This window comes from Sphingomonas sp. GW821-FHT10C01, assembly GCF_059415525.1.
Map to the genome: position 1 here is coordinate 201,688 of NZ_JBWKNK010000003.1, position 24,287 is coordinate 225,974.

Sequence of the window (24,287 nt, forward strand, 5' to 3'; positions counted from 1 at the left end):
GATTGATTGGCACTGGAACGGCAAGCGCTTGCCTTTACAGATGTTTCGCTCTCAACCCAATCCCGGAAGCACGCCGAAGGTTCCGATGCGAAGTGTTGCAATTTATGACATGGACAAGACGATCACGCGCAAGGCGACGTGGACGCCGTTCCTGATCCATGCGGCGATGGCCCGCGCGCCATGGCGGCTGGCGCTGCTGCCCGCGGCGGGGATCGCCTCGCTGCTCTACCTTGCCAAGGCGATTGACCGCGCAAAGCTCAAGGAAGTGACCCATCGGCTGATGCTTGGCCGCACGATCCCTCCGACGGATCTTGAGGCTGTGGCCGAGGCGTTCGCCGACGGCGTCGCATCGAGCAACATGTTTTCGGATGCGCGCGCGCGAGTCGAGGCGGATCGCGCCACGGGCTGGGAACCCGTGCTGGCAACGGCGAGCCACGGCTATTACGCCCGCGCCATCGCCGCGCGACTGGGCATCACACAAGTGATCGCGACCGAAGCGCGGCGCGACGCGGACGGCAACGTGCTGGCAGGAATCGAGGGCGAGAATTGCTACGGCCCCGCCAAGCTGCGCCTGATCGAGGCGTGGATGGCGCGCGAGGGCATCGCGCGGAACGACATGCGGGTGCGCTTCTACAGCGACCATGTCTCCGACGCGCCGGTACTCGAATGGGCGGACGAACCGTTTGCAGTGAACGCGCACGGGCCGCTGCGAAAGCTGGCGGCGGCGCGGGGATGGACCGTGCTGGACTGGGAGGGGTGACAGCGCCCCTGGTTGAGGGCGCTGGATTCCGCTGATAGCGCAAGCGCATGAACCCGTCCGTATCCGCGCTGTGGCAGCGTTACCGCCTTATCGATCCATCCGCGCCTGTCGAAGCGCAGGCCGTCTATCATTTCTGCGACAATCGGGAGGATGCGGACGCTTGCGCCGATCTGGTCGTCGCGGGGCAGAAGCGCGCGACCGCATCGTCGCTCGCCGAACTGGAACGCGACAATATCCCAATGCCCAAAGCCGGCGATTATGCGGTGATCACCGGTTGGAACGGTGAGGCACGCGCGGTGATCCGGACCACATCGGTCGATATCCACAGATTCGGCGACGTCGATGCGGAGTTCGCCCGCACCGAAGGCGAAGGTGATTTGACGCTGGAATGGTGGCGGGACGCGCACCGGAGCTATTACGAGCGCGTGCTGGCGGACAGCGGCTATTCAGTCGACGACGACCTGCTGATCGCGTGTGAACGGTTCGAGGTCGTGCTGCTGCCCTGAACCTGCCTCACAGCCACACATGCAATGTGTGGATGATGAGACCGACTAGCCCGCCCACAAGCGTGCCGTTGATGCGGATATATTGCAGGTCCTGTCCCACCGCATTCTCGAGCCGGCCGGTGATCGTTTGCGCGTCCCAGCCGCGCACCGTGTCCGACACCAGCCGGACGATGCCGTCGCCATAATCGGCGGCGGTACCGACCGCGGCACGGCGGACGAAGCGGTTGATCATATGGCTAAGGCGCGGGTCGTTCTGCAGCGTCTCACCCAGCTGGCGCAGCGCATCGCCGAGCTTACCGGCGAGCGCCGCGTCGGGATCACGCGCGACACGAAGCAAGGCGGCGCGCGCCTGTTCCCACATCCCCTCGATCCAACGGGCGAGCGCGGGATTGTCGAGCAGATCGGCCTTGAACTCCTCCACCTTGATCCGCGTCGGAATGTCGAACTGGAGGTCGAAGGCGAGCTTCTCCAGCCCTTCCTCGACCTTGGCGCGCAGCGGATGGCCGGGGTCTTCGGCGACGTCGGCGACCAGCTTGTAGAGGCCGTCGATGATGGCGTTGGCCAGCGTTTCGTCGAGGCCGGTCCAGCGCATGATCGATCCGGCACGTTCGTGCACCATCTTGCGGATCAGTGCCTCATTCTGATCGATGATCTTGGCGAGCCAGCGCAGCATGCCGTCCATCAGCGGGATATGGCGCTCCTCCGCGATCGCCGCGCCCAGCGCCTGTCCCATCAAGGGTGAAATGTCCGTCTGGCGCAGGCGGTTGGCGACCGCGCCCTTGATCATCCCGCCCAACTGCTCCTGATCGAGCGATTCGAGCAGGCTCGCCGCCATGCGCGATGCGCCCCGACGTAGACGGCCCGAGCTTCCCGGCGGCTGGGCGAGCCATTTGCCGGCGGCGGTGGCGACATCGACGCGGTGCATCCGTCGCGCCACCACGGAAGGGACGAGGAAATTGTCGCGCAGGAAGTTGGCGAGCGCCGTCGCGATCCTGTCCTTGTTGCGAGGGATGATCGCGGTGTGCGGGATCGGAAGGCCGAGCGGGTGGCGGAACAGCGCCGTGACCGCGAACCAGTCGGCAAGGCCACCGACCATCGCCGCTTCCGCGAACGCCCGCACGAATCCCACCATGGGATAGATGGGCTCATAGTGGCGCGCGGCGAAGTACACCGCCGCCATCGCCACCAGCAGGCCGGTGGCGATGAAACGCATCCGCCGCAAACCCGGCGGCGCGGGTTCGCGGCGAATACGGGCGGCGAACAGACCGCCGGACCCATTACGGCGAGACTGCGTGCGGGGAGGCGGGCTCATGCCCGTAACAATCCCCCCGCGCGCGTTTGGTTCACTCGGCAGGCTGGGTACCCTCCCCACCCTGATGGCCAAGGCGCCCCTGCTGCTCGATCACGGCGCCACCCTGGGGGCCGTGCTCGTCGCCGGGCGTGTAGGTCAGCAGGCGGCGGCGCAGGCGCGGCCCCATCCACTTCTCCACCCCGATCGCCAGGCTGAAGCTCGCCGGGACGATCAGCAACGTCAGGATGGTCGACAGGATCAGACCGCCGATCACGGTGACGCCCATCGGCGCGCGCCAGGCGGCGTCGCCCGACAGCGCAACCGCGGTCGGCACCATGCCCGCCACCATCGCCACCGTGGTCATCACGATCGGCTGGGCGCGCTTGTGCCCGGCGTCGGCGATCGCCGTCATCTTGTCGACGCCCTTCTCCATCTCCTCGATGGCGAAGTCGATCAGCAGGATCGAGTTCTTGGCGACGATACCGAGCAGCATCAGGATACCGATATAGACCGGCATCGAGATCGGCTGACCCGCGATCCACAGCGCGAACAACCCGCCCAGCGGCGCCAGCAGCAGCGACCCCATGTTGACCAACGGCGAGACGAAGCGGCGATAGAGCAGCACCAGCACCGCGAAGACGAGGAAGATGCCCGCCACCACCGCGATGATGAAGTTCTGGATCATCTCCGCCTGCCATTTGGCCGAGCCGACCTCGAGCTTGCCGACACCGAGCGGCAGGTTCTTCATCGCTGGCAGCGCGTCGATCTGCTTCATCGCGTCGCCGCTGACCACGCCGGGGGCAAGGTCGGCACCGATCATGATGCGGCGCTGCTTGTTGATCCGGTCGATGCGGGTGGGACCCGCGCCGAAGCCGATATCAGCGACCAGGCTCAACGGCACCGATCCGCCCGACTGGGTCTGAACCGGCAGATTCTGGATCGTCGACAGCTTGGCGCGCGCGTCTTCCTCAAGCGCGACGCGGATCGGGATCTGGCGATCCGAAAGCGAGAAGCGCGCGCTGTTCTGGTCGATGTCGCCCAAGGTCGCGATGCGGATCGCGCTGGAGAGCGCCGCGGTGGTGACGCCGAGATTGGCGGCCAGGTCCATGCGCGGTCGGATCACGATTTCGGGTCGCTGGAGATCGCCCGAGATACGTGGCGCGACCACGGTCTTGAGCCCTTCCATCTCCTCGACGATCTTCTGCGCGGTACGGGTCAGCAGCGCCGGATCCTCGCCGCCCAGGGTGATCGTCAGGGCGCGGCCCGACCCGCCCCAGCCCTGCTGGTTGCGGAACGAGACGCGCGCGTCCGGAATGGCCGCCAACGCTGGCGTCATCCGGCGCTCGAACTCGTCGCTCTTGAAGTCGCGCTTGTCGGCAAGCATCGCGGTGACGCGGCCATTGCCGACGAACGCACGCGAATAGGTGTTCTCGACCCCCTCCTGCTTGGCCAACAGATCGCGGACGCGGTCGACCACGACCTTGGTCTGCTGAAGCGTCGTACCCGGCACCATCTCGATGCTCGCGGTCACCGAATCCTGGTCGAGATTGGGCTGGAAGGTCTTGGGCAGGATCGCGAAGAACATCACCGTCAACGCCAGCGACACGATGCCACCGACGATCGCCGACCAGCGATGGCGGAGCGTCCAGTGCAGGATCTTCATATACTGGTCCATCATCCACCCTTCACCATGGGTGGCGTGGCCCTTCGCCTTCAGGAAATAGGCGGCGATCATCGGCGAGATGAGACGCGCGACGGCAAGGCTCATCAACACCGCCGCGACGACGGTGAGGCCGAAATTCTTGAAGAACTGGCCGGAAACGCCCGGCATCATGCCGACGGGCAGGAACACCGCGACGATCGACATGGTGGTCGCGACCACCGCGACGCCGATTTCGTCCGCCGCGTCGATCGAGGCCTGATACGCCGTCTTGCCCATGCGCATGTGGCGGACGATATTCTCGATCTCCACGATCGCGTCGTCGACCAGCACGCCCGCCACCAGGCTGAGCGCGAGCAGCGTCATCTGGTTCAGGTTGAAGCCAAGCAGTTCCATGAAGAAGAAGGTCGGGATCGCCGACAGCGGAATCGCCAGGCCCGAGATCAGCGTGGCGCGCCAGTCGCGCAGGAACAGATAGACCACGATCAGCGCGAGGACCGACCCTTCGATCAATGCCCAGAGTGCCGATTTATACTGCGATTCGGCATATTCGGTGTTGTTGAACAGCACCTCGAAGCGAACCTTCGGATTCGTCTCCTGAAGCTTCTTCAGCTTCTGTTCCGCCTCATGGAACACCGCGACGTCCGAAGCACCCTTGCCGCGCTTGATGTCGAAGGCGAGCACCTGGTTGCCGTTCCATTCGGCGTTGCTGCGCAGCTCGGCATAGAGGTCCTTGACCTGCGCGATGTCGGACAGGCGGACCGTGCGGCCGCCGCCGATCGCGATCTGGGTCTGGCCGAGCGCATGGGCGTTGGCCGCGTTACCGAGCACGCGCACCGACTGTTCGGTGCCCGAGATTTCCGCACGGCCGCCCGCGGCGTTGAGGTTCACCTGGCGCAGCTGCTGGTTCACCTGGCTCGCGGTCAGGCCATAGGCCTGGACCTTGGCGGGATCGAGGATGATGCGGATCTCACGGTTGACGCCGCCGACGCGGTCGACCCCCGTCAGGCCCGAAACCGACAGCAATTCCTTGGTCACCGAATTGTCGACGTACCAGGAGAGCTCCTCCATCGTCATGTCGGTGGCGATGGCGGTGAAGCTGGCGATGTCGTTGTCGGTGGTGTTGGCGCGGAACACCTGCGGCTCGAGAATGCCGTCGGGCAGCTGGCCGCGAATCTGGTTGATCGCCTCACGCACGTCGTTGACCGCGCGGTCGATCGGAGTGCCGATATCGAGCTGGATGACCGTGGTGGAATTACCCTCGGTCACGTTCGATTCGATCTGGTCGATCCCCTGCAGGGCACGCACCGCGGATTCGACACGCTGGGTGATCTGGGTTTCCAGCTCGGTCGGCGCGGCGCCCGGCTGGCTGATCGTGACGATCGCGACCGGGAAGTCGATGTCCGGATCGTTGTTCACGTCCATCCGCGCGAAGCTGACGAACCCCGCGATCGTCAGTGCGATGAAGAGCACGATCGGCGGAACCGGGTTCCGGATCGACCAGGCCGAGATGTTGCGAAAACCCATGGCTGTGTCCTTAGATCCGCGTCAGCGCTGCAGCTTCGTGAGGTTGGGCTTCACCTTCTGCCCAGGATTCAGGAAGGCGCCCGCCGTCAGCACGACACGCTCGGTGCCCTGGAGGCCGGTAGTGATCGCCACACCCACATCGGAAACGTCGCCCGTGGTGATCGGGCGGCGCTCCGCTTCGTCCTTGGCATTCAGGATGTAGACGAAATTGCCCTTGGTATCGCTCTGGATCGCCGATTGCGGAAGCATCGGCGCCACCTGCCCGCCCGAATGAATGATCGCGCTGGCAAAGCCGCCGGGACGCAGCGCCTTGTTATAGGACAGCGCGACGCGGGCGATGCCCTGACGGGTCTGCGGATCGATCACCGGCGATACCTGCCACACCTGGCCCGCGAACTTCTCCTCGGTGCCGGTCGGCGTCACATCGACGCGCGCGCCGACGGGAATGCGCTGAAGATCGGCTTCGCTGAGCTGCACGCGCATCTCGAACTGGCCGCCCTGCGCGACGCGGAACAGCGTCCCGGAACCGGCGCTGACGATCTGCCCCGGCTCGACCGTGCGGGTCAGGACCAAGCCGGCCGAAGGGGAACGGATGTCGAGCCGGCGGTTGCGCGCATTGGTTTCCGAATGCTGTGCCTGCGCGACGCGGACGCGCGCCGCAGCGGCATCGCGGGTCGCGGTCTTGCGGTCGATATCGGCCTTCGACACGAACCCGCGCGCGACGAGCTGCTTGGCGCGATCGAGTTCGGCCTGGGCGATTCCGAGATCGGCCTGCGCAACGCGAACGCTGGCGGCCTGGGACTGGGCGGTCTGCGACTGGACCGAGCGGTCGACCGTCGCCAGCACCTGTCCAGCGGCGACCCAGTCGCCCGGCTCGACCAGTACGCGCGTGACCTCACCGCCCTCACCGGCGACGCCGACCGGCATCTCACGGCGCGCGGCGAGCGAGCCGGTGCCGGAAATCACGCGATCGATTTCCTGACGGCCGGGCACCGCAACGCTGACCACCGGAAGCTGGCGATTGCCGCCTTCCCCGCCCCTGCCCGCAGCGGCAGCCTTGCCGCCATCCGAACCGCCTGAACCGAACGCGAACCACGCGCCCGCGAGCGCCGCGACCAAGATCAGTCCGCCGATGATCCACCAGAGCCGCCGCGACCGACCTTCACCCTCGCCGGCAATCGCCAGCTGTTCGTCCCTGCCAAACATCCGTGCCTCATAGTTCATGCGCGACCCCATCACCCCGGCCATTGCGGCCGCTTCGGGCCATCCCGTCGCGCTGTATTATCTGAATATATCACCGGCCTCAATAGCCGTCGTTACGCTGTTGCTTTGACTGCCCGTTTTCGTCTTGTTCCGCAAGGGGACGAACTGCGGCCCGATGCTGCGACGCATGGTCGAATCGGGGTTTGCAGCGCCCGCATCCTCAGGCAAGTTCCCGCGCGGTTTCCCGCGACGGAAACCGCAAAACAGGAGGAAAGCATGCCCGACGGTATTATCGGTTGGATCCTCATCGGCCTGGTCGCAGGCGCTCTTGGCAAGCTGATCATGCCCGGCAAGGACCCGGGCGGCATCATCGTTACCATCCTGATCGGTATCGCGGGCGCGTTGCTCGCCGCTTTCATCGCGCCGGCCATCGGCATCAGCCTGACCGGCAAGTTCGCCAGCTACATCGCCGCCACGATCGGCGCGGTCGTATTGCTGGCCCTTTATCGCGTGGTCATCGCCCGGCGGGCGGCCTGATTACGGGTTCGCCTCTTTGGGTCCGTTCAGCTTCCGTTGTCCCGCCGCCAGTTAGCGCGGCGGGACAACTAGCTGGAAAGGCCTTATTGAATGGTTCGATTGCTGACCCTCGCGGCCGCCGCCGCCGCGCTTCCCATGACCGCCAACGCGCAGGTGCCCGCGCCGGGTGTGCTGGTGTCTGAAGGCACGCTGCTCGAGGTGGTCGCGGACGGCGAGGCGAGCCGCGTTCCCGACATCGCGACGATTCGCGCCGGCGTGGTGACCCAGGCACCAACCGCCGCGGCCGCGCTCGCCGCCAATGCCACGCAGATGAAGAGCGTGCTCGCCGCACTCAAGGCCGCCGGCGTCGCCGACCGCGACGTGCAAACCGCGACCATCTCGCTCAATCCGCAATATCGCTATGCCGAGAACCAGCCGCCGGTGATCACCGGTTATCAGGCGTCGAACAATGTATCGGTCAAGTTCCGCGACATCGCCAAGAGCGGCAATATCCTCGACGCGCTGGTGAAGCAGGGCGCCAATCAGATCGACGGCCCGAACCTTTCGATCGACCAGATCGAAGCCGCGCAGGACGAAGCGCGCGTCGATGCCGTCAAGCGCGCCCGTGCCCGCGCCGACCTCTATGCCCGCGCGCTGGGCATGCGGGTCGACCGGCTGGTGTCGCTGAGCGAAGGCAATGACGTCGGTATGCCCGGCCCGGTGATGGGGATGATGGTCCGCGCCGAAGCCAAGGATTCGACCCAGGTCGTACCCGGCGAGCAGCGCGTCAACGTCACGGTCCGCGTCCGCTTCCTGCTCAAGTAAGAACAACAAAGGGCCGCCCCCTCGACGGGGCGGCCCTTTTTTTGGTTCAGCGTGGCTGAATCAAAGGCGGCACAGCCGCGCCCAACCCATCAACGCACCGATCCGCGGCGGACCAGATTGACGACCGCCAGCAGAATGATCGCGCCGACCAGCGAAACGATGAAGCTGTAGACCGACAGTCCGGCGTTGATTGATCCGCCGCTGAAGATCAGTCCGCCGATGAACGCGCCGACGATGCCGACCACCACGTTCAGCAAGATGCCTTGCTGAGCGTCGGTCCGCATCACCAGGCTGGCGAGCCAGCCGACGACACCACCGATGGCGAGCCACACGATAATTCCGACGAGGTCCATGATTTTCCTCCATCTTTGCGTCCGCATCGCCGCGGCGCAGGTGGAGAATGAGACTCACCAGCCCCCAAAATGGTTCCGCCCGCGCCTTGTGGGCGCGGGCGGTGGGAGAAACCGAATTTCGAAAAGCTGCGGATCAGTATTTCTGCTGCCGCTCGTAGAGCGAACGATAATGCTGGATCCGCGTCACGCGCAGGCCGGGCATGCCCGACCGATCGATCGCGCGCTGCCAGCCGGCAAATTCCTCGACCGTCAGGCTGTAGCGGTCGCACACTTCATCCACGGTGAGCAGGCCGCCATTGACGGCCGCGACCACCTCCGCCTTGCGGCGCACAACCCAACGGGTCGTTTCGGGCGGGGGCAGCGAGTCAAGCGTCAGCGGCTCGCCGAGCGGTCCGATCACCTTGGCTGGTCGGATCTTCTGGTTTTCAATCATTACCTACCTCGATCAGGGCGGGGGGTCCCCGTCTTTGTTCTGTAACGACCATAGTCGTCGCGGCTTGAGCATCGCCTAAGCGGCACGGTAAACGCCGCCTTCATTGCTGTTGCCAGCCGGTTAGCGTGGCTTCCATCGGACGGTTGAACGCACCGTGCGCGGGCGCGAGCAGCGCGCCGGTCGGCAAGGGCCGATCGAGCACCGCCTGAAGCTGAGCGGTCGGACTCGCCGCCTGTCGAGCGGCGATGCCAACCATCAGCACCGCGAGTTCGGTGGGGATTGCGGTCATCACCGCGACGTCCCGGTCGAATCGGAAGCTCAGGTCCACAAACGCTACTCACCTTGAGGTCGAATCCACCCATTTTGAATAAGCCCGAAGGTTGAAGGGGGAGTAAACGCGGGCGGTTTTTTGCATCCCGGCCCGCAAATCCCTATGTGGCGGCGCGATGACCGGACCCGATTTTCAGTTGAGCGGACCGCTGGAGAAGCGGCGAATCGTTGTTGCCATGTCGGGCGGCGTCGATTCCTCGGTCGTGGCCGCGCTCGCCGCGCGCACCGGCGCCGAGACGATCGGCGTAACGCTCCAGCTCTATGATCATGGCGAGGCGACCGGCCGTTCGGGCAGCTGCTGCGCCGGCCGCGACATCCGCGACGCGCGCGCCGTGTGCGATCGCCTCGGCATCGCGCATTATGTCTTCGACCATGAATCGAGCTTCCGCGAGCAGGTAATCGACGATTTCGCCGACGAATATCTTGCCGGCCGAACCCCGATCCCGTGCGTGAAGTGCAATATGGGGCCGAAGTTCACCGACCTGTTCGCGCTCGCCCGCGATCTCGGCGCCGACTGCCTCGCCACCGGCCATTATGTACAGCGCATGGTCGGAGCTGAAGGCGCGGAACTGCACAAGGGCGCCGACCCCGCGCGCGACCAGAGCTATTTCCTGTTCGCAACCACCGGCGACCAGCTCGATTTCCTGCGCTTCCCGTTGGGCGCGATGCCCAAGGCGCGCGTGCGCGAGATCGCGGCGGAGATCGGCCTGGCCGTCGCGACCAAGCCCGACAGCCAGGACATCTGCTTCGTCCCCGACCGCAACTATGCCGGGCTGGTCAAGAAGCTGCGTCCCGAAGCGGACACCGCGGGCAAGATCGTCGACGAAACCGGCCGCACGCTCGGCGAGCATAAGGGCCTGATCCACTTCACCGTCGGTCAGCGCCGCGGGCTGGAGATCGGCGGCAGCCCCGAGCCGCTCTACGTCATCCGCCTCGATCCCGAACGCCGCGAAGTGGTGGTCGGCCCCAAGACCGCGCTCGCCGTCCGCGCCGCGCGAATCGAGGGGGTGAACTGGCTCGGCGGCAGCTATGACGGTCCGATGACCGCCAAGGTCCGCTCGATGGCCAAGCCCGCCCCTGCCCGGCTGGTAGACGGCCGCGTGGTGTTCGACACGCCCGAATATGGCGTCGCCCCCGGCCAGGCCGCCGTGCTCTATGCCGGCGAGCGCGTGCTCGGCGGCGGCTGGATCAAGGAAACCGAACGGGCGGAGCTGGTGGCGGCCTGAAGCGGCCGCGACGATTGCGACGTCGAGTGACGACCTGATCGCAGGCATGTCCCTAGACCGTCATCCCGGCCCTGTGCCGGGATTCACCCGGAGGCAAGCCGAAAGCAAAAGGCTCAATCGCACCCTTTGTGGCACCGTGGATCCCGGCGCAGAGCCGGGATGACGGAGAAGAGGAATGACCGCTAGCGAACCCTTTGCGGTCGCCGCGTCTCAACTATCCGATATAAAGAAGGACGTCAGGTCTATCCTCAAATGCTCGCCGGAGTTCAAAAATAAGATTGCGTAGACGCGGGCCGACATACTCCGTGCACTCTTTTGTCGATGGGATATTTGCAAGCACCTCTTGCAAGTTACTTTCAAGATCGTCGCGATTAGAAGATGAAATTTCAAATCCAGCACCGAATCCACATACCATCTCCGCCCCAACGCGCTTCGCTATAGGAAGCACGCTTTTATTGAATGATGCCTCATCTAAGATAGGCACTGAAAATTTCTTCTCCGAATCATTCGCAGGATCTGGGATGAACAACAGAACGGACATCTTACTTTTCCAGCTCGGCATTGAATGCCCAAGTTGAATATTTTCCGCAATGAGACCTAGTCTATGATGGAACCGAACAGACGGCAATTCACCCCATTGCCGCCGCTCAGTCCCGCCGCTCCATGAACGTCGCGATCACCTCGCGCCGCACCCGAAACCCCAGTTTCTCGTACAGCGCGATCGCCCCGGCATTGCTCGCATAGCTGTGCAGGAACGGCGTTTCGCCGCGCGCGACGATCCGCGCCATCACCACCCGCATCAGCTTGCCGGCCAGCCCACGGCCGCGCCAGTCGGGATGGGTGCAAACCGCGCTCACCTCGGTCAGGCCCGGCCCGCGCATCCGTTCTCCCGACATGGCGACAAGCTGGCCGTCGACGCGAATGCCGATGAACTCGCCCAGCCGGTGCGTCGCCTCCACGAACGGGCCGGGTTCGGTCAGCGTGGCGAGTGCCAGCATCTCGGGCGCATCGGCATCGCCAAGGTCGAGATAGTCGAGCGGTTCGGCCGGGGCTGGATTCTCGGCGATCATCTGGACCAGCATGGCCTGCTTCACGACGACCAGACCCGGCGGCACCAAAGTCTGTGCACCCTCGACCGTCGCGATCTTCCCACCGACAGGCACCAGCGCGGTGAGCGCCGCCAGCGCCTCGGGCGAATCATCAGCCGCCGCCGCGAGCAGGTTGATCTCGGGCCGGTAGCGAACCGCGCGCGCATCGCCCGCGGCGAAACCCGTCTGCCGCCCGGTCAACGCGGTCCAGACGGGCCGGTCGAGCGGGTGCGAAGTGTCAGACATCACTTATCCTTGAGCTGTTCGATCTCGTCGGCCTCGCGCAGGTCGTTGCCGGGATGATCGACATGCCCCGCCGGATCGACATGGATCAGGATTTCGGTGCCCGGGAACGCCGCTTCAAGCCGGGCTTCCAGCTTTTCGACCAACGCATGCGCGTCGGCCACGGACGTGTTTCCGGGCAAAGCGATGTGAAACTGGGCGAAGTCCTGCGATCCACTGGTGCGCGTGCGCAGGTCGTGCAGGCTCTCCAGCCCCGGCTCTCGCGCCGCGACCTCGACAAAGGTGCGGCGCTTCTCGTCCGGCCATTCGCGATCCATCAACTGCGCGATCGCCTCGCTCGCGCCATGCCATGCGCCCCACAGCAGCCAGGCGGCGATGACGATGCCGAACAGCGGATCGGCGCCGGTGAAGGCTAGATACTGATCGGACACCAGCGCAACGATCACTGCGACATTGAGCAGCAGGTCCGACTGATAGTGCAGCCGGTCGGTCTTGATCGCCACCGATCCGGTCGCGGCGATCGCGCGCCGCTGATAGGCGGTAAGCAGCAAGGTCACGATGATCGCCGCGACCGACACCGCGATCCCCGATTCGGCATCCGCCGCGACATCGCCCGAATTCAGCCGCTGCACCGCGCGCACCGCGATCAGGCAGGCGGAGACCGAGATCAACGCGACCTGGAACAACGCCGCCAGCGCCTCGGCCTTGCCATGGCCGAAGCGGTGTTCGGCATCGGCGGGCTGCGCCGCGATGTGCACCCCCGCCAACGTCACCAGCGATGCGACAAGGTCGAGCAGGCTGTCGGCGAGGCTGGCGAGCATCGCCACCGACCCGGTGCGCCACGCCGCCCAGGCCTTGAGCACGCCGAGCAGCACCGCCGCGCAGACGCTGGCGATCGCGGCCCGGCGCGCAAGGTTGCTCACGGGTACAGCAGCCCCTCGTCCCACCCGTCGGCGGTGCGGGTGAAAACGCGGCGCTCGTGGAGCCGGTGTTCGCGGTCCTGCCAGAATTCGATCCGCTGCGGGGTTACGCGATAGCCACCCCAATGCGGCGGTCGCGGCACGTCGCCTCCTTCGAACCGTTCACGCGCGGCTTCGTAGCGGGCCTCGAACGTGTCGCGCGCGTCGAGCGGGCGTGACTGGTCGCTCGCCCAGGCACCGAGCTGCGAATCCCGGCTGCGGCTGGCGAAATAGGTGTCGGATTCCACGTCGGTGGCGAGGGTCACCGCCCCTTCGATCCGGATCTGGCGGCGCAGCGATTTCCAGTGGAACAGCAATGCCGCGCGCGGCACCGCCGCCAGCTCGCCCGCCTTGCGGCTCTCGCGGTTGGTATAGAAGACGAAACCGTCTGGGCCATGGCCCTTCAGCAGCACCATCCGCACCGATGGCTGGCCCGCGACGTCCACCGTCGCCAGCGCCATCGCGTTGGAATCATTCGGCTCGGTCGTGCGTGCTTCGGCGTACCATTGGCCGAACAGCGTAAAGGGATCGGTCGTCATGCGCCCGCCCATACGCCTTCGCGCCGTACATAAAAAGGAGGGTCATGGCGTGGCAGCCGGCATCGGCGGCCCCTGAACGGAGGCTTCGCACTCAAAGCCACATCGCACCACAGGTCCTATCGTGGGCCGCCCGATTGCAATGTCCGCATCCCCCCCATATCCCGTGCGCGGGAGATTTTCATGAGCCGTTCGACTCGCAGGACTTTGGGCGGCGTGACCGTGCAGGACGTGGCGCGTGCCGCCGGCGTCTCGGCGATGACCGTGTCGCGCGTGATGAACGGCGGCACCAATGTGCGCGAGGACACGCGCAAGGCCGTCCTCGCCGCCGTCGAGCAGTTGAACTACCGCCCCAACGCAGCCGCGCGATCGCTCGCGGCGGGCGGCGCGGCGCAGATCGGGCTGCTCTACGCCAACCCCTCGGCGAGCTATCTTAGCCAGTTGCTCATCGGCGCACTGGAGGCGGCGCGACGCGCGGGCTGCCACCTCGTGCTCGAAACATGCGAGGATGACGGTGCCCCGGCGCAGGTGGAGGCGGTACGCCAACTGATCGACGCCGAAGTCCGCGGCGTGGTCCTCCCGCCGCCGCTCTCGGAATCCACCGCGATACGAAATGCGCTCGCCGAAGCGGGCATCCCCTGGGCCGCGATCGCGATGGGATCGCAGGACGCCGGGACGCTCAACGTACGGATCGACGATTTCGAGGCGGCGCGTGCAATGACCCGCCATCTGATTGAACTCGGCCATCGATCGATCGGCTTCATCAAGGGGCATCCCAATCAGGTCGCGAGCGCCGAACGTCATCGCGGCTTCGTCGCCGCGCTGGCGGAAGCCGGGATCGATCCGGCATCCGTACACATCGAACAGGGCCTGTTCACCTATCGATCCGGCATCGACGCCGCCGAGCGCATCCTGGAGGGGCCGAACCGACCGACCGCGATCTTCGCGTCGAACGACGACATGGCCGCCGCCACGGTGGGCGTCGCGCACCGCCACGGGCTTCAGGTCCCCGGCGACCTCAGCATCGTCGGGTTCGACGATACCGCGATCGCGACCAGCATCTGGCCAGCGCTGACCACCATCCGCCAGCCGATCTCGGCAATGGCCGACGCGGCGATCACGATGCTGCTGCGCCGCGTGCGCGAACGGCCGGGCGAAACCGAGGCGACCGAAGAGGAAGTTTTGCCCTACCAACTGGTGTTGCGCGAATCCGCGGGGCCGACAAGGCACTAGTTTGGTGCTTGCCGCCGCACCGGCACATCGGCATTAGTTACCGCTAACAATGCGTCTTGAAACGCAGGTGGGGAGGGACGGATGAGCCAGGCAAGGCAAGCCAATATGGGCCTGATCATCGCCATCGTCGCGATAGCGACGATTGGCGGCCTGTTGTTCGGCTATGACAGCGGCGCCGTGAACGGCACACAGGAGGGGCTCAAGTCGACGTTCGCATTGAGCGAAGGCGGGCTTGGCTTCACGGTCGGATCGCTGCTGATCGGCTGCTTTATCGGCGCCTTCCTCGCAGGTCGGCTCGCCGACATGATGGGCCGCCGCAACGTCATGATCCTGACGGCATTGCTGTTCCTGATCGGCGCGCTGGTCCAGGGGTTCAGCCACGAACAATGGATCTTCGTCGCCGCGCGCATTGCGGGCGGCATGGCTGTGGGTGCGGCGAGCGTTCTCTCCCCCGCCTACATTTCGGAGGTCGCTCCGGCGAACATCCGTGGCCGCATGACCACGATCCAGCAGATCATGATCATCTCAGGCCTCACCGCCGCGTTCGTGGTGAACTATTGGCTGGCAAAGACCGCGGGCGCGTCGACCAACCTCTTCTGGGGCGGGTATGAGGCTTGGCGCTGGATGTACTGGATGCAGGCAATCCCGGCGACCGTGTTCCTGATCGCGCTGTTCTTCATCCCCGAAAGCCCGCGCTACCTGGTCTCCAAGGGCCGCCATGAAGAGGCATCGCGCGTTCTCACCAGCCTGTTCGGCGCCGACACAGCGACGCGGAAGCTCACCGAGATCCAGGCGAGCTTCTCCGATCACCGCCCCACGCTGCGCGACATTCTCGACCCGGTAAAGGGCGGCGTCCGTCCGATCGTCTGGGCGGGGCTGCTGCTCGCGGTGTTCCAGCAGCTCGTCGGCATCAATGTGATCTTCTATTATGGCGCGACCCTGTGGCAGCTCGCGGGCTTTACCGAGAACGACGCGCTGCTGATCAACATCGTCTCCGGCCTGGTCTCGATCGCCGCATGCTTCATCACCGTCGCGATGGTCGACCGGATCGGTCGCAAGCCGCTGCTGCTGATCGGCTCGGCGGGCATGGCCGTCACCCTGTTCGCGATGGTCCTCGCCTTCAGTCAGGGCTCGCTCGATGCACAGGGTAAGTTGGTCCTGTCGCAGCAGTTGGGCGTCATCGCGGTGATCGCCGCCAATCTCTACGTCGTCTTCTTCAACGTCAGCTGGGGCCCGGTGATGTGGGTGATGCTGGGCGAGATGTTCCCCAACCAGATCCGCGGATCGGCGCTCGCCGTGTGCGGCTTCGCGCAATGGTTCTCAAATTACCTGATCGCGCAGAGCTTCCCGATCATGGCCGCGGGCTTGGGCCTTGCCGTCAGCTACAGTTTCTACGCGGTGTGCGCCGTCATCAGTTTCTTCCTGGTCCAGAAATTCATCCATGAGACCAAGGGCATGGAACTCGAGGACATGCAAGGATGACGACACGCACCCCAGCGCAGCCCTTCCGTTCGCGCGAATGGTTCGCCGCGCCGGGCCGCAGCGACATGACCGCGCTCTATCTCGAGCGCTTCATGAACTACGGCCTCACGCCCGAAGAGCTGCGTTCCGGCAAGCCGATCGTCGCGATCGCGCAGTCGGGGTCGGACCTGTCCCCATGCAACCGCATCCATATCGACCTCGCCAAGCGCGTGCGCGACGGCATTCGCGATGCGGGCGGGATTCCGATGGAATTTCCGGTCCATCCGATCTTCGAGAATTGCCGCCGGCCGACCGCCGCGCTCGACCGCAACCTCGCCTATCTGGGGCTGGTCGAGCTGCTCAACGGCTACCCCATAGACGCGGTCGTGCTCACCACCGGCTGCGACAAGACCACGCCGGCGCAGGTGATGGCCGCATCGACCGTCGACATTCCGGCCATCGTCCTCTCCGGTGGCCCGATGCTCGACGGCTGGCATGACGGCGAGCTGGTCGGATCGGGCACCGTCATCTGGCGCGCGCGGCGCAAGCTTAGCGCGGGCGAGATCAGCGAGGAGGAATTCCTCGACGCCGCCGCCGCGTCCGCGCCCTCGGCCGGCCATTGCAACACGATGGGCACCGCATCGACGATGAACGCGATCGCCGAGGGCCTGGGCCTATCTCTACCCGGCTGCGCGATGATCCCCGCGCCCTATCGCGAGCGCGGGCAGATCGCCTATGCGACCGGCCGCCGCGCGGTCGAGATCGCGTATGAGGATCTGCGCCCTTCGAAGATCCTGACCCCCACCGCCTTCCGCAATGCGATCGCGCTCACCACCGCGATCGGTGGCTCGTCCAACGCCCAGCCGCACCTGGTCGCGATGGCGCGCCATGCCGGGGTCGATATCACCGCCGAGGACTGGATGGCGGCCTATCACCTGCCGCTGCTCGTCAACATGCAGCCCGCCGGCGAGTATCTATCGGAGCGCTTCCATCGTGCGGGTGGCGTGCCCGCAGTGCTGACCGAACTGCTCGCTGCTGGCAAGATCAACGGATCGTCGCTCACCGTGACGGGCCGCACATTGGCCGAGAATGTCGCAGGCCTTACCGCGACCGACCGCGACGTGATCCTACCCTTCGACGCGCCACTCAAGCAGGCGGCGGGCTTCCTCGTCCTCAAGGGCAATCTGTTCGACTTCGCGATCATGAAGACCAGCGTGATCTCCGACGAATTTCGCGCACGCTATCTCTCGGTGCCCGGGCGCGAAGGGGTGTTCGAAGGCCGGGCGATCGTGTTCGACGGATCGGACGACTACCACCATCGCATCAACGATCCGGCACTGAACATCGAAGAGACCTGCATCCTCGTCATCCGCGGCTCGGGCCCGCTCGGCTGGCCCGGCTCGGCCGAGGTCGTCAACATGCAGCCACCCGACGCGCTGCTGAAGGCCGGGATCACCAGCCTTCCCACGCTTGGCGACGGACGTCAGTCCGGCACGTCGGACAGCCCGTCGATCCTCAACGCCTCGCCCGAGAGCGCGGCGGGCGGCGGCCTCGCCTGGCTGCGCACCGGCGACATGATCCGCGTCGATCTCAACGCGGGCAGCTGCGACGCGCTGGTCGACGAGACGGAGATCGCTCGCCGCAAGACCGAGCCGGCCCCGCCGATCCCTGAAAGTCAGACGCCGTGGGAAGAATTGTACCGCGAAAGGACCGGCCAGCTCTCGACCGGCGGCGTGCTGGAGTTCGCGGTCAAGTATCGCGGTACCGCAAGGAAAGTGCCACGGCACAACCACTAGACGTTCAGCGTCATCGCCAGCGTTCGGCTCTCACCGGGTGCGAGGGCGTCCATCCCGTCGCGATTGATCGCATCGGGCAAATGGCTCGCCGGCTCGGCGCAGAAGAAATCGGTACCGGACGGACGGAAGAGGTGCAGCACGCCCGCGCCCTCGCCTCGCATCGTAAACCCGCCCCAAGCCTGCCCGATTCTCGCCGCGCCGTGCCAACCTTCATAGGCATTGTCGATCAGGGTCTCGCCCGCAACCACCGCACCCGCGGCCCAGTCTCCGAAATGCGCCGCCACCGCCACTTCGGTCGGCAGCATCGTGGCGTCCGCCAGCCACACGCCTTCCGCCTCGAAGCGCAATCGCGTCTGCGCATCACACGGGAAATAGGGGTGCAGGCCAAGTCCCGCGGGCATCGGCGCGTTCGCCAAATTGGTCAGCGACAGCTCCACCCGGACATTGCCCGGGGCCAGCACGACGCGTTGCTCCGCCCGATACGCCCACGGCCAGCCCGCGCGCCCGTCATGCGCATGAACCAGCATCGCGTGATCCTGACCTGCTTCCATGACCGCCCATTCGGCCCGCCAGCCAAGTCCGTGCAGGCTATGTGGATGATCGCCGAAATTGAGCGGCAGTTGATGGCTTTGCGCGGCGAAGCCGAACCGCCCGTACGCGATGCGGTTGGCATAGGGCACCAGCGGGAAACAGCTCGTCTCCAGTGCATCGCGCGCACCCGCCGGCGTCGGGCGCAGCACGTCGCGCCCATCATGCCGCAACGCGCCGATCGCCCCGCCCAGCGCGGGCAGCAGTTCAAGAGCCCAGCCATGCGCTTCAAGCTTCACAGCCCGACCGAAATCTCCGTCCCCGGCATCCCGGGCACGGACACATCGAATGCGAACAGGTCACCCGCGCCAGGCTCGGCCGCCCGACCCTGCGCATCGAGATGCTTGTTCGCGGTAGTCGCATAGACGGTGCGCAGATCCGGTCCACCGAACGCGACCTTGGTGATCGCGCCGACCGGGAACGCCACCACCTCCAGCAACGCGCCGGCAGGCGAATAGCGTCGCACGGTGCCACCATTGTAGAGGCCGATCCAAACGCAGCCCTCGGCATCCACAGTTGGGCCGTCAGGAAAGCCCTCCGCATTCGGGATCGCGACGAATTCGCGCGAGGCGCCCAGCGTCCCGTCCGCGCCCAGCGCCACGGCATGGATCACGCCGGCCAGCGTATCGACATGGTAGAGCGTGCGCCCGTCGGGGCTGACCGCGGGCCCATTCGAGATGCACACCGCCCCCGTCTCCGCAATGCAGCGGCCATCGACGCCAAGGCGGTAGATGCTTCCGGTCGCGTCACGCTCGCCATCGTCCATCGTCCCGAACCATAGCCGCCCGCTCGGATCGACGGTGCCGTCATTCAGCCGGTTGCCTGGCAAGGTCGGTTCGGGATCGGTCAGCGGGGTGAAGCCGCCATCGGCAGGATCGAACACCGCCAGCCCGGTCTGCAATCCCGCGACAAACCTGCCGTTCGCGATCGGGAGACAGAAGCCGATCTGCGCGGGCGCGTCCCAGCTGCGTTTTTCTCCGCTTGCCGGATCGAACCGGTGGACTTTGTGCGACTTGATGTCGACGAACCACAGGGCCGCATCGCGCTGCACCCAGACCGGCCCTTCGAGCAGCGGCGCGCCGAGCGCCCAGACCGATCGCGGAGCGCTCAGTGCCACGCCCATCAGCGCCAGCCCGCGTCCACGAAATAGCTGTGTCCCGTCACCAGACGCGCGTCGTCGGAGGCAAGGAACAGCACCATCGCCGCAACGTCCTCGGGCGCGAGCCGACCGTCAAGGCACTGCGCGGCGACGATCTCCGCCTCGCCATCCGGCGTGTACCATTTGAGTTGGCGCGGGGTACGGACATTGCCGGGGATGACACAGGTCGCGCGGATACCGTCGCGGCCAAGGTCGCGGGCCAGGCTGCGGGTCAATCCTTCGATCGCGGCCTTGCAGGTCTGATAGAGAATTAGATCGTTAAGGCCGAGATGCCAGGAGATCGAGCCGAGATTGACGATCGCCCCGCTGCCCTTCGTCCGCATCGCCGGCACCACCGCTTGCGCACAGAAGAACATGTGCTTGAGATTCACGCTGAGCCGCTCGTCCCAATAGGCTTCGGTGATATCGTCGATCGCATGGCGGTCGTCATTGCCGGCGTTGTTGACGAGGATATCGAACCCGCCCGATCGTTCGATCAGACGAGCGATCACTGCTTGTAACTTGGCGACATCGGTCAGGTCCACCCGCTCGAAACGCGCTCCGTGCCCTTCCGTCATCAGCCGCTCGACCAGCGACGCCGAGTCGGTTTCAGCGATATCGAAAAAAGTGACATCGGCGTCCTGCCGCGCGAAACCCTCGACAATCCCCGCACCAATGCCCGATCCGCCACCAGTGACCAGTACCCGCTTGCCCTTGAGGCTCGGGTAGATCGCGGCGGACCTTGCTGTCGGATGCGTCATCCAGCGCGCCGCGCAGCGATGCTGCGATAGAGGTCACGAATGCCGAAGGTCCAGGGCGCGGCATCCTTGGACGTAGTGACCCGGTTGGTCAGGGTACCGAGCTTCGGCGAAGAAATGCGCACCGTATCGCCGACCTTGTGCGTGAAGCCGCGGCCGGGATTGTCGCGGTCCTGCACCGGCGCGAACAGCGTGCCCAGGAACAGCGCGAACCCGTCCGGATACTGATGCTCGGACAGGGTCTGACGCACCAGTTCGAGCGGATCGCGGCTGATCTGATTCATCGAGCTATGCCCCTCGAGGCGGTAGCCCTCCGGCCCCTCGATCAGCAGATCGAGTTCGGCATCGCGGACATCGTTGATCCCGAAATGCGCGTCGAACAACCGCACGAACGGCCCGACCGCGCACGCCGCGTTATTGTCCTTGGCCTTGCCGAGCAGCAGCGCGCTGCGCCCTTCAAAATCGCGAAGATTGACGTCGTTGCCCAGAGTCGCGCCGACCACCTTGCCCGCGGCATTGACGATCACCACCACTTCAGGCTCGGGGTTGTTCCAGCTCGAATCCGAGCGGATGCCGACCTCCGCGCCCCAACCGACCGACGACAGCACCGGCGCCTTGGTGAAGACCTCTGCATCCGGGCCGATCGCGACCTCCAGATATTGCGACCACATGCCCGCATCGATCAGTGCGGCCTTGAGCTTCGCGGCCTCATCGCCGCCGGGCACCACCGATCGGATGCCGCCGCCGATCTTGCCTTCCAGTTCGGCGCGGATCGCCGCGGCCTGGCCGGCATCGCCACGCGCGCGCTCCTCGATCACGCGTTCGATCGCCGAGACCGCAAAGGTCACCCCGCACGCCTTGACGCATTGCAGATCGATCGGGGCGAGCAAGGCATAGTCCCCGCCACCAATGGTGAGTTCCGCGACGTCGCAGAGATAGCTTCCCGCCACGCCCGCGGGATCGGCGAGATCGAACAGATCCGCAGTCGTCTCGACCACCGCCGAAACGTCAAAGACCCGGCCTTCCCGAATGATCGCCGGGACCGGTCCGTCCGTGAGCATCACCCGACCGGCGAGAATCGCCCGCGCGGCATCCTCCGGAAGCGCCGACACATCAAAAGCTTCAGGCACAATTCTCTCCTTCGCTCCGCCTCGCGGCAGAACAATGATAGCGCTATCAATGTTCACATCCGCCCGCAAGGGGCGCGACTTCAGATCGTCCAGGCTCCGTCGATCCGTGCGACCATGCCGCCCTGCCCGCCCTCACGCAGTGCCGCGGGCAGCAGCGCGTCGGGCATGCCCTGATAGCTTACCGGGCGCAGGAAACGGTCGATCGCCAGCGTCCCGACCGATGTACTGCGCGGGTCGGACGTAGAGGGATAGGGGCCGCCATGCACCATGGCATGCGCCACCTCGACACCGGTCGGCCAGCCATTGGCGATGACGCGACCGACCGTGCGTTCGAGCACGGGTAGCAGATCGCGCGCCGCATCATAATCGCCCTCATCGACCTGCAATGTCGCGGTGAGCTGCCCTTCCAGCTCGCCCAGCACTGCCGTCAGTTCATCGAGGCTGGCGCAGCGCACCACCACCGAGGAAACGCCGAACACCTCGTGCAGGTGCACAGGATCAGCCAGGAAGTCCTTGCCCGCCACGCTGAACAGCGCCGCGCGGCCGCGGTTGGGGCCGTCGGGTTCGGTACCCTCGGCAACCTTGGTCACGAACGCGCTGCCCGCGAGCTTCGCCTTGCCGCTCTCGAATGCTTCCCAGATGCCGTCCGTGAGCATCACCTGCGCCGGCTGCCCCGCCAGCACCTCGCCCGCGCGGTCGATAAAGGCGTCCAGCTCAGGGCCTTCGACCCCCATGACGAGACCGGGATTGGTGCAGAACTGGCCCGCGCCCATCGAAAGGCTGGCGACGAACGCCTCGGCCAGCGCCGTGCCGCGTGCCTTGAGTGCTTCGGGCATCAGGATGACGGGATTGATCGCCGCCATTTCGGCATAGACCGGGATCGGGCGCGGGCGCGCCGCCGCGATCCGCATCAATGCCTCACCACCGCCGCGCGATCCGGTGAAGCCGACCGCCTGGATGCGCGGATCGGCGACCAGCGCCTCACCCACCTTGCGCGACGTGCCATTGACCATGCCGAACGTGCCCGCCGGCATGCCGCACTTCTCAACGGCGCGAATGATGGCTGTGGCAATCAACTCCGCTGTTCCGGGATGAGCGCGATGGCCCTTCACCACGACGGGACAGCCCGCGGCCAATGCCGAAGCGGTGTCGCCGCCTGCGGTCGAGAAGGCGAGTGGGAAGTTTGACGCACCAAATACCGCGACGGGGCCGAGCGGAATCATGCGCAAACGCAGGTCGGGCTTGGGCGGCACGCGCGCGGGATCGGCATGGTCGATGCGCAGTTTCTGCCACTGACCGTCGCGCACTTCCTTGGCGAACAGGCGGAGCTGGCCCGTCGTGCGCCCGCGTTCGCCGGTGATCCGCGCGGCGGGCAGGCCGGATTCGCGGCAGGCGCGTTCGATCAACGCGTCGCCCAGCGCCTCGATCTCATCGGCGATGGTTTCGAGGAAGCGGGCGCGCTCCTCGAGCGGCTTGGCCGAATAGGGCAGGAAGGCGGCTTCGGCCGCGGCGCAGGCGTCGGCGACATCCCGTTCACTCGCACCGGCGAAGCCGGCGTCGTCGATGTCCGCGCCGGCCGCGGGATCATAAGCGTGGAAGCGCGTGTCGCTCTGACGGCGTTCTGTCCCGATGAAAAGTCCGCCCGTCAGTTCCATGATCGTCTCCGTAGATCGGTGGCCGCGACGCTACGCGGCAAGGGACATGCCTCGCCCATCTACAAACATCATACGAATTTTCAACCCGGGCGGGCAAGATTGGTAACGCCCCAAATTCTGACGCGAATGCGATGGCAGCGTCAACGCGCGATCATTGCGTTTTCAGCCCAGATTTAGCGCAGCCGCGCGCTCATCAGGAAACGTTCGCGGCTCTCCGCCGCCTTGCGCCTCAGCTCGGAGATCGCGTGCTCTTCGGTTGCGTCGAGCATCGCTTCGAGCAGCCGGTTGAAATGGTGGCGCATCGCCACGCGTGCCGCGTTGGAATCGCCCGCGCGCAACGCGTCGACGATCGCGCCATGCTCGCGCTGGCGGGTGCGGCCGTCATGCTGGCAGACGCTGGCATAGGTGGTACGGACCTCCGGTACCTCGGTCCGCATCCGCCACAGCGACTTGATGACATGGATGATCGCCTGATTGCCCGACGCCGATGCGATCAGCAGGTGGAATTCCTGATCCGCTTCCGTCGACTTGGCATCGTCGCTGTCGTCGCGACCCATGATCTCGAGCAATTCGTCGAGCCGCTCCAGCATCTCGGGCGTGACGGTCGACGCGGCCAGCGCCGCCGCCTCGGATTCGAACAGCGAGCGCGCCTCGGTCAGTTCGAACGCGCTGACCGCCGGCGGCTCGTCGGTGCGCACGGCCCTGGCGTCGGTGACATAGACGCCCGATCCGGTCTTGATGCGGATGCGGCCAATGGCCTGAAGCGCGATCTCCGCCTCACGGATAGTCACGCGGCTGACGTTGAACCGCTCGGCCAGCTCGCGCTCGCCGGGCAGGCGCGAACCGGGCGGAAACACGCCGTCGTCGATCAGCGCGGTGATATGATCGGCAATGCTCTGGTATAGCCGGTCAGCCACGATGATCCTCACCAATTCCCCTGGCCCGATCCTTATTCGGTCCGCCCGAAAGCGCAAGCGCCCCCGTCACGGACATCGAACGCAGCGGCCCGCGCCCCGAACCGGTCGCCTGCGGGGAGGTAGTGCAGACGACCGGAAGGGGAGCGGGCCGGCAC

24 protein-coding genes are annotated in these 24,287 nt (G+C 65.8%); 8 read left to right on the forward strand and 16 right to left on the reverse strand.

Features of this window, described 5'->3' with window-relative positions:
• Positions 1–85 precede the first annotated feature (85 nt).
• A complete protein-coding gene (locus AC07M1_RS14870; RefSeq protein WP_495163405.1) occupies positions 86–760 on the forward strand; it encodes an HAD family hydrolase in 675 nt (224 codons plus the stop codon).
• Positions 761–807: 47 nt separating this feature from the next.
• Entirely contained in the window at positions 808–1,266 is a 459-nt protein-coding gene (locus tag AC07M1_RS14875; RefSeq protein ID WP_495163406.1) for an ASCH domain-containing protein, read from the forward strand.
• Between the two features lie 7 nt (positions 1,267–1,273).
• On the opposite strand, the gene AC07M1_RS14880 is transcribed toward AC07M1_RS14875, so the two are convergent.
• The 3 genes from AC07M1_RS14880 to AC07M1_RS14890 all read right to left on the reverse strand — a co-directional run bounded on the left by AC07M1_RS14880 (position 1,274) and on the right by AC07M1_RS14890 (position 6,968).
• Positions 1,274–2,479 carry a DUF445 domain-containing protein gene (locus AC07M1_RS14880; RefSeq protein ID WP_495163407.1) on the reverse strand — a complete coding sequence of 402 codons (1,206 nt, stop codon included), beginning with the start codon at positions 2,477–2,479 and terminating at the stop codon, positions 1,274–1,276.
• Positions 2,480–2,609: 130 nt separating this feature from the next.
• A complete protein-coding gene (locus AC07M1_RS14885) occupies positions 2,610–5,744 on the reverse strand; it encodes an efflux RND transporter permease subunit (RefSeq protein WP_495163408.1) in 3,135 nt (1,044 codons plus the stop codon).
• Positions 5,745–5,765: 21 nt separating this feature from the next.
• Positions 5,766–6,968 carry an efflux RND transporter periplasmic adaptor subunit gene (locus AC07M1_RS14890; protein ID WP_495163409.1) on the reverse strand — a complete coding sequence of 401 codons (1,203 nt, stop codon included), beginning with the start codon at positions 6,966–6,968 and terminating at the stop codon, positions 5,766–5,768.
• A gap of 105 nt (positions 6,969–7,073) precedes the next feature.
• Here AC07M1_RS14890 and AC07M1_RS14895 point away from each other — a divergent pair, with 105 nt between their 5' ends.
• A complete protein-coding gene (locus AC07M1_RS14895; protein ID WP_495163410.1) occupies positions 7,074–7,484 on the forward strand; it encodes a GlsB/YeaQ/YmgE family stress response membrane protein in 411 nt (136 codons plus the stop codon).
• 90 nt (positions 7,485–7,574) lie between these two features.
• Complete coding sequence (locus tag AC07M1_RS14900; protein ID WP_495163411.1) at positions 7,575–8,288, forward strand: SIMPL domain-containing protein; 714 nt, start codon at positions 7,575–7,577, stop codon at positions 8,286–8,288.
• 89 nt (positions 8,289–8,377) lie between these two features.
• On the opposite strand, the gene AC07M1_RS14905 is transcribed toward AC07M1_RS14900, so the two are convergent.
• The 3 genes from AC07M1_RS14905 to AC07M1_RS14915 form a co-directional block, all read right to left on the reverse strand.
• Entirely contained in the window at positions 8,378–8,641 is a 264-nt protein-coding gene (locus AC07M1_RS14905; protein WP_495163412.1) for a GlsB/YeaQ/YmgE family stress response membrane protein, read from the reverse strand.
• A 133-nt stretch (positions 8,642–8,774) separates the two neighbouring features.
• The gene (gene sciP, locus AC07M1_RS14910; protein WP_495163413.1) at positions 8,775–9,074 is read right to left on the reverse strand and encodes a CtrA inhibitor SciP; all 300 of its coding nucleotides are present in this window, start codon (positions 9,072–9,074) and stop codon (positions 8,775–8,777) included.
• Between the two features lie 100 nt (positions 9,075–9,174).
• Entirely contained in the window at positions 9,175–9,363 is a 189-nt protein-coding gene (locus tag AC07M1_RS14915) for a hypothetical protein (protein ID WP_495163414.1), read from the reverse strand.
• Positions 9,364–9,520: 157 nt separating this feature from the next.
• Between AC07M1_RS14915 and mnmA the strand changes: the two genes are divergently transcribed.
• Positions 9,521–10,630 (forward strand): tRNA 2-thiouridine(34) synthase MnmA, encoded by a 1,110-nt coding sequence (gene mnmA, locus AC07M1_RS14920; RefSeq protein ID WP_495163415.1) that lies wholly within the window; start codon positions 9,521–9,523, stop codon positions 10,628–10,630.
• Positions 10,631–10,844: 214 nt separating this feature from the next.
• Here the strand turns inward: mnmA and AC07M1_RS14925 are convergent, their stop codons facing one another.
• The 4 genes from AC07M1_RS14925 to pdxH all read right to left on the reverse strand — a co-directional run bounded on the left by AC07M1_RS14925 (position 10,845) and on the right by pdxH (position 13,459).
• Positions 10,845–11,171: a hypothetical protein gene (locus AC07M1_RS14925; RefSeq protein WP_495163416.1), complete on the reverse strand. Its 327-nt coding sequence runs from the start codon at positions 11,169–11,171 to the stop codon at positions 10,845–10,847.
• A gap of 106 nt (positions 11,172–11,277) precedes the next feature.
• The gene (locus tag AC07M1_RS14930) at positions 11,278–11,964 is read right to left on the reverse strand and encodes a GNAT family N-acetyltransferase (protein ID WP_495163417.1); all 687 of its coding nucleotides are present in this window, start codon (positions 11,962–11,964) and stop codon (positions 11,278–11,280) included.
• Positions 11,964–12,884: a cation diffusion facilitator family transporter gene (locus tag AC07M1_RS14935; protein WP_495163418.1), complete on the reverse strand. Its 921-nt coding sequence runs from the start codon at positions 12,882–12,884 to the stop codon at positions 11,964–11,966. Before AC07M1_RS14935 ends, AC07M1_RS14930 begins: the two co-directional genes overlap by 1 nt.
• Positions 12,881–13,459 (reverse strand): pyridoxamine 5'-phosphate oxidase, encoded by a 579-nt coding sequence (pdxH, locus tag AC07M1_RS14940; protein WP_495163419.1) that lies wholly within the window; start codon positions 13,457–13,459, stop codon positions 12,881–12,883. Before pdxH ends, AC07M1_RS14935 begins: the two co-directional genes overlap by 4 nt.
• A 180-nt stretch (positions 13,460–13,639) precedes the next feature.
• Between pdxH and AC07M1_RS14945 the strand changes: the two genes are divergently transcribed.
• The 3 genes from AC07M1_RS14945 to AC07M1_RS14955 all read left to right on the forward strand — a co-directional run bounded on the left by AC07M1_RS14945 (position 13,640) and on the right by AC07M1_RS14955 (position 17,946).
• Positions 13,640–14,689 (forward strand): LacI family DNA-binding transcriptional regulator, encoded by a 1,050-nt coding sequence (locus AC07M1_RS14945; protein ID WP_495163420.1) that lies wholly within the window; start codon positions 13,640–13,642, stop codon positions 14,687–14,689.
• 81 nt (positions 14,690–14,770) lie between these two features.
• Positions 14,771–16,171 (forward strand): sugar porter family MFS transporter, encoded by a 1,401-nt coding sequence (locus AC07M1_RS14950; RefSeq protein ID WP_495163421.1) that lies wholly within the window; start codon positions 14,771–14,773, stop codon positions 16,169–16,171.
• The gene (locus AC07M1_RS14955) at positions 16,168–17,946 is read left to right on the forward strand and encodes an IlvD/Edd family dehydratase (RefSeq protein ID WP_495163422.1); all 1,779 of its coding nucleotides are present in this window, start codon (positions 16,168–16,170) and stop codon (positions 17,944–17,946) included. The genes AC07M1_RS14950 and AC07M1_RS14955 overlap by 4 nt, the downstream gene beginning before the upstream one ends.
• Here AC07M1_RS14955 and AC07M1_RS14960 read toward each other — a convergent pair.
• From AC07M1_RS14960 to AC07M1_RS14985, 6 genes are all read right to left on the reverse strand, one after another.
• Positions 17,943–18,773 (reverse strand): aldose 1-epimerase, encoded by an 831-nt coding sequence (locus AC07M1_RS14960; protein ID WP_495163423.1) that lies wholly within the window; start codon positions 18,771–18,773, stop codon positions 17,943–17,945. The two genes, AC07M1_RS14955 and AC07M1_RS14960, sit on opposite strands and share 4 nt — an antisense overlap.
• The gene (locus AC07M1_RS14965) at positions 18,770–19,651 is read right to left on the reverse strand and encodes an SMP-30/gluconolactonase/LRE family protein (protein WP_495163424.1); all 882 of its coding nucleotides are present in this window, start codon (positions 19,649–19,651) and stop codon (positions 18,770–18,772) included. The genes AC07M1_RS14960 and AC07M1_RS14965 overlap by 4 nt, the downstream gene beginning before the upstream one ends.
• 5 nt (positions 19,652–19,656) lie before the next feature.
• Positions 19,657–20,433, reverse strand: a complete 777-nt coding sequence (xylB, locus tag AC07M1_RS14970; RefSeq protein WP_495163425.1) for a D-xylose 1-dehydrogenase — start codon at positions 20,431–20,433, stop codon at positions 19,657–19,659.
• Positions 20,430–21,491: a fumarylacetoacetate hydrolase family protein gene (locus AC07M1_RS14975; RefSeq protein WP_495163565.1), complete on the reverse strand. Its 1,062-nt coding sequence runs from the start codon at positions 21,489–21,491 to the stop codon at positions 20,430–20,432. The genes xylB and AC07M1_RS14975 overlap by 4 nt, the downstream gene beginning before the upstream one ends.
• A 149-nt stretch (positions 21,492–21,640) precedes the next feature.
• Entirely contained in the window at positions 21,641–23,215 is a 1,575-nt protein-coding gene (locus AC07M1_RS14980; protein WP_495163426.1) for an aldehyde dehydrogenase (NADP(+)), read from the reverse strand.
• A 173-nt stretch (positions 23,216–23,388) separates the two neighbouring features.
• Positions 23,389–24,144, reverse strand: a complete 756-nt coding sequence (locus tag AC07M1_RS14985) for a FadR/GntR family transcriptional regulator (protein WP_495163427.1) — start codon at positions 24,142–24,144, stop codon at positions 23,389–23,391.
• Positions 24,145–24,287 lie beyond the last annotated feature (143 nt).

Excerpts from the sequence above, each read along its gene's own strand:
- pdxH (WP_495163419.1), bottom strand. The coding sequence starts at position 13,459 with ATGACGACCGATCCCTTTACGCTGTTCGGCCAATGGTACGCCGAAGCA.
- AC07M1_RS14980 (WP_495163426.1), bottom strand. The coding sequence starts at position 23,215 with ATGGAACTGACGGGCGGACTTTTCATCGGGACAGAACGCCGTCAGAGC.
- AC07M1_RS14880 (WP_495163407.1), bottom strand. The coding sequence starts at position 2,479 with ATGCGTTTCATCGCCACCGGCCTGCTGGTGGCGATGGCGGCGGTGTAC.
- AC07M1_RS14875 (WP_495163406.1), top strand. The coding sequence starts at position 808 with ATGAACCCGTCCGTATCCGCGCTGTGGCAGCGTTACCGCCTTATCGAT.
- AC07M1_RS14975 (WP_495163565.1), bottom strand. The coding sequence starts at position 21,491 with ATGCTCACGGACGGACCGGTCCCGGCGATCATTCGGGAAGGCCGGGTC.
- AC07M1_RS14870 (WP_495163405.1), top strand. The coding sequence starts at position 86 with ATGCGAAGTGTTGCAATTTATGACATGGACAAGACGATCACGCGCAAG.
- AC07M1_RS14925 (WP_495163416.1), bottom strand. The coding sequence starts at position 11,171 with ATGTCCGTTCTGTTGTTCATCCCAGATCCTGCGAATGATTCGGAGAAG.
- AC07M1_RS14915 (WP_495163414.1), bottom strand. The coding sequence starts at position 9,363 with ATGACCGCAATCCCCACCGAACTCGCGGTGCTGATGGTTGGCATCGCC.
- AC07M1_RS14950 (WP_495163421.1), top strand. The coding sequence starts at position 14,771 with ATGAGCCAGGCAAGGCAAGCCAATATGGGCCTGATCATCGCCATCGTC.
- xylB (WP_495163425.1), bottom strand. The coding sequence starts at position 20,433 with ATGACGCATCCGACAGCAAGGTCCGCCGCGATCTACCCGAGCCTCAAG.
- mnmA (WP_495163415.1), top strand. The coding sequence starts at position 9,521 with ATGACCGGACCCGATTTTCAGTTGAGCGGACCGCTGGAGAAGCGGCGA.
- AC07M1_RS14955 (WP_495163422.1), top strand. The coding sequence starts at position 16,168 with ATGACGACACGCACCCCAGCGCAGCCCTTCCGTTCGCGCGAATGGTTC.
- AC07M1_RS14930 (WP_495163417.1), bottom strand. The coding sequence starts at position 11,964 with ATGTCTGACACTTCGCACCCGCTCGACCGGCCCGTCTGGACCGCGTTG.
- AC07M1_RS14890 (WP_495163409.1), bottom strand. The coding sequence starts at position 6,968 with ATGAACTATGAGGCACGGATGTTTGGCAGGGACGAACAGCTGGCGATT.
- AC07M1_RS14905 (WP_495163412.1), bottom strand. The coding sequence starts at position 8,641 with ATGGACCTCGTCGGAATTATCGTGTGGCTCGCCATCGGTGGTGTCGTC.
- AC07M1_RS14945 (WP_495163420.1), top strand. The coding sequence starts at position 13,640 with ATGAGCCGTTCGACTCGCAGGACTTTGGGCGGCGTGACCGTGCAGGAC.
- sciP (WP_495163413.1), bottom strand. The coding sequence starts at position 9,074 with ATGATTGAAAACCAGAAGATCCGACCAGCCAAGGTGATCGGACCGCTC.
- AC07M1_RS14885 (WP_495163408.1), bottom strand. The coding sequence starts at position 5,744 with ATGGGTTTTCGCAACATCTCGGCCTGGTCGATCCGGAACCCGGTTCCG.
- AC07M1_RS14900 (WP_495163411.1), top strand. The coding sequence starts at position 7,575 with ATGGTTCGATTGCTGACCCTCGCGGCCGCCGCCGCCGCGCTTCCCATG.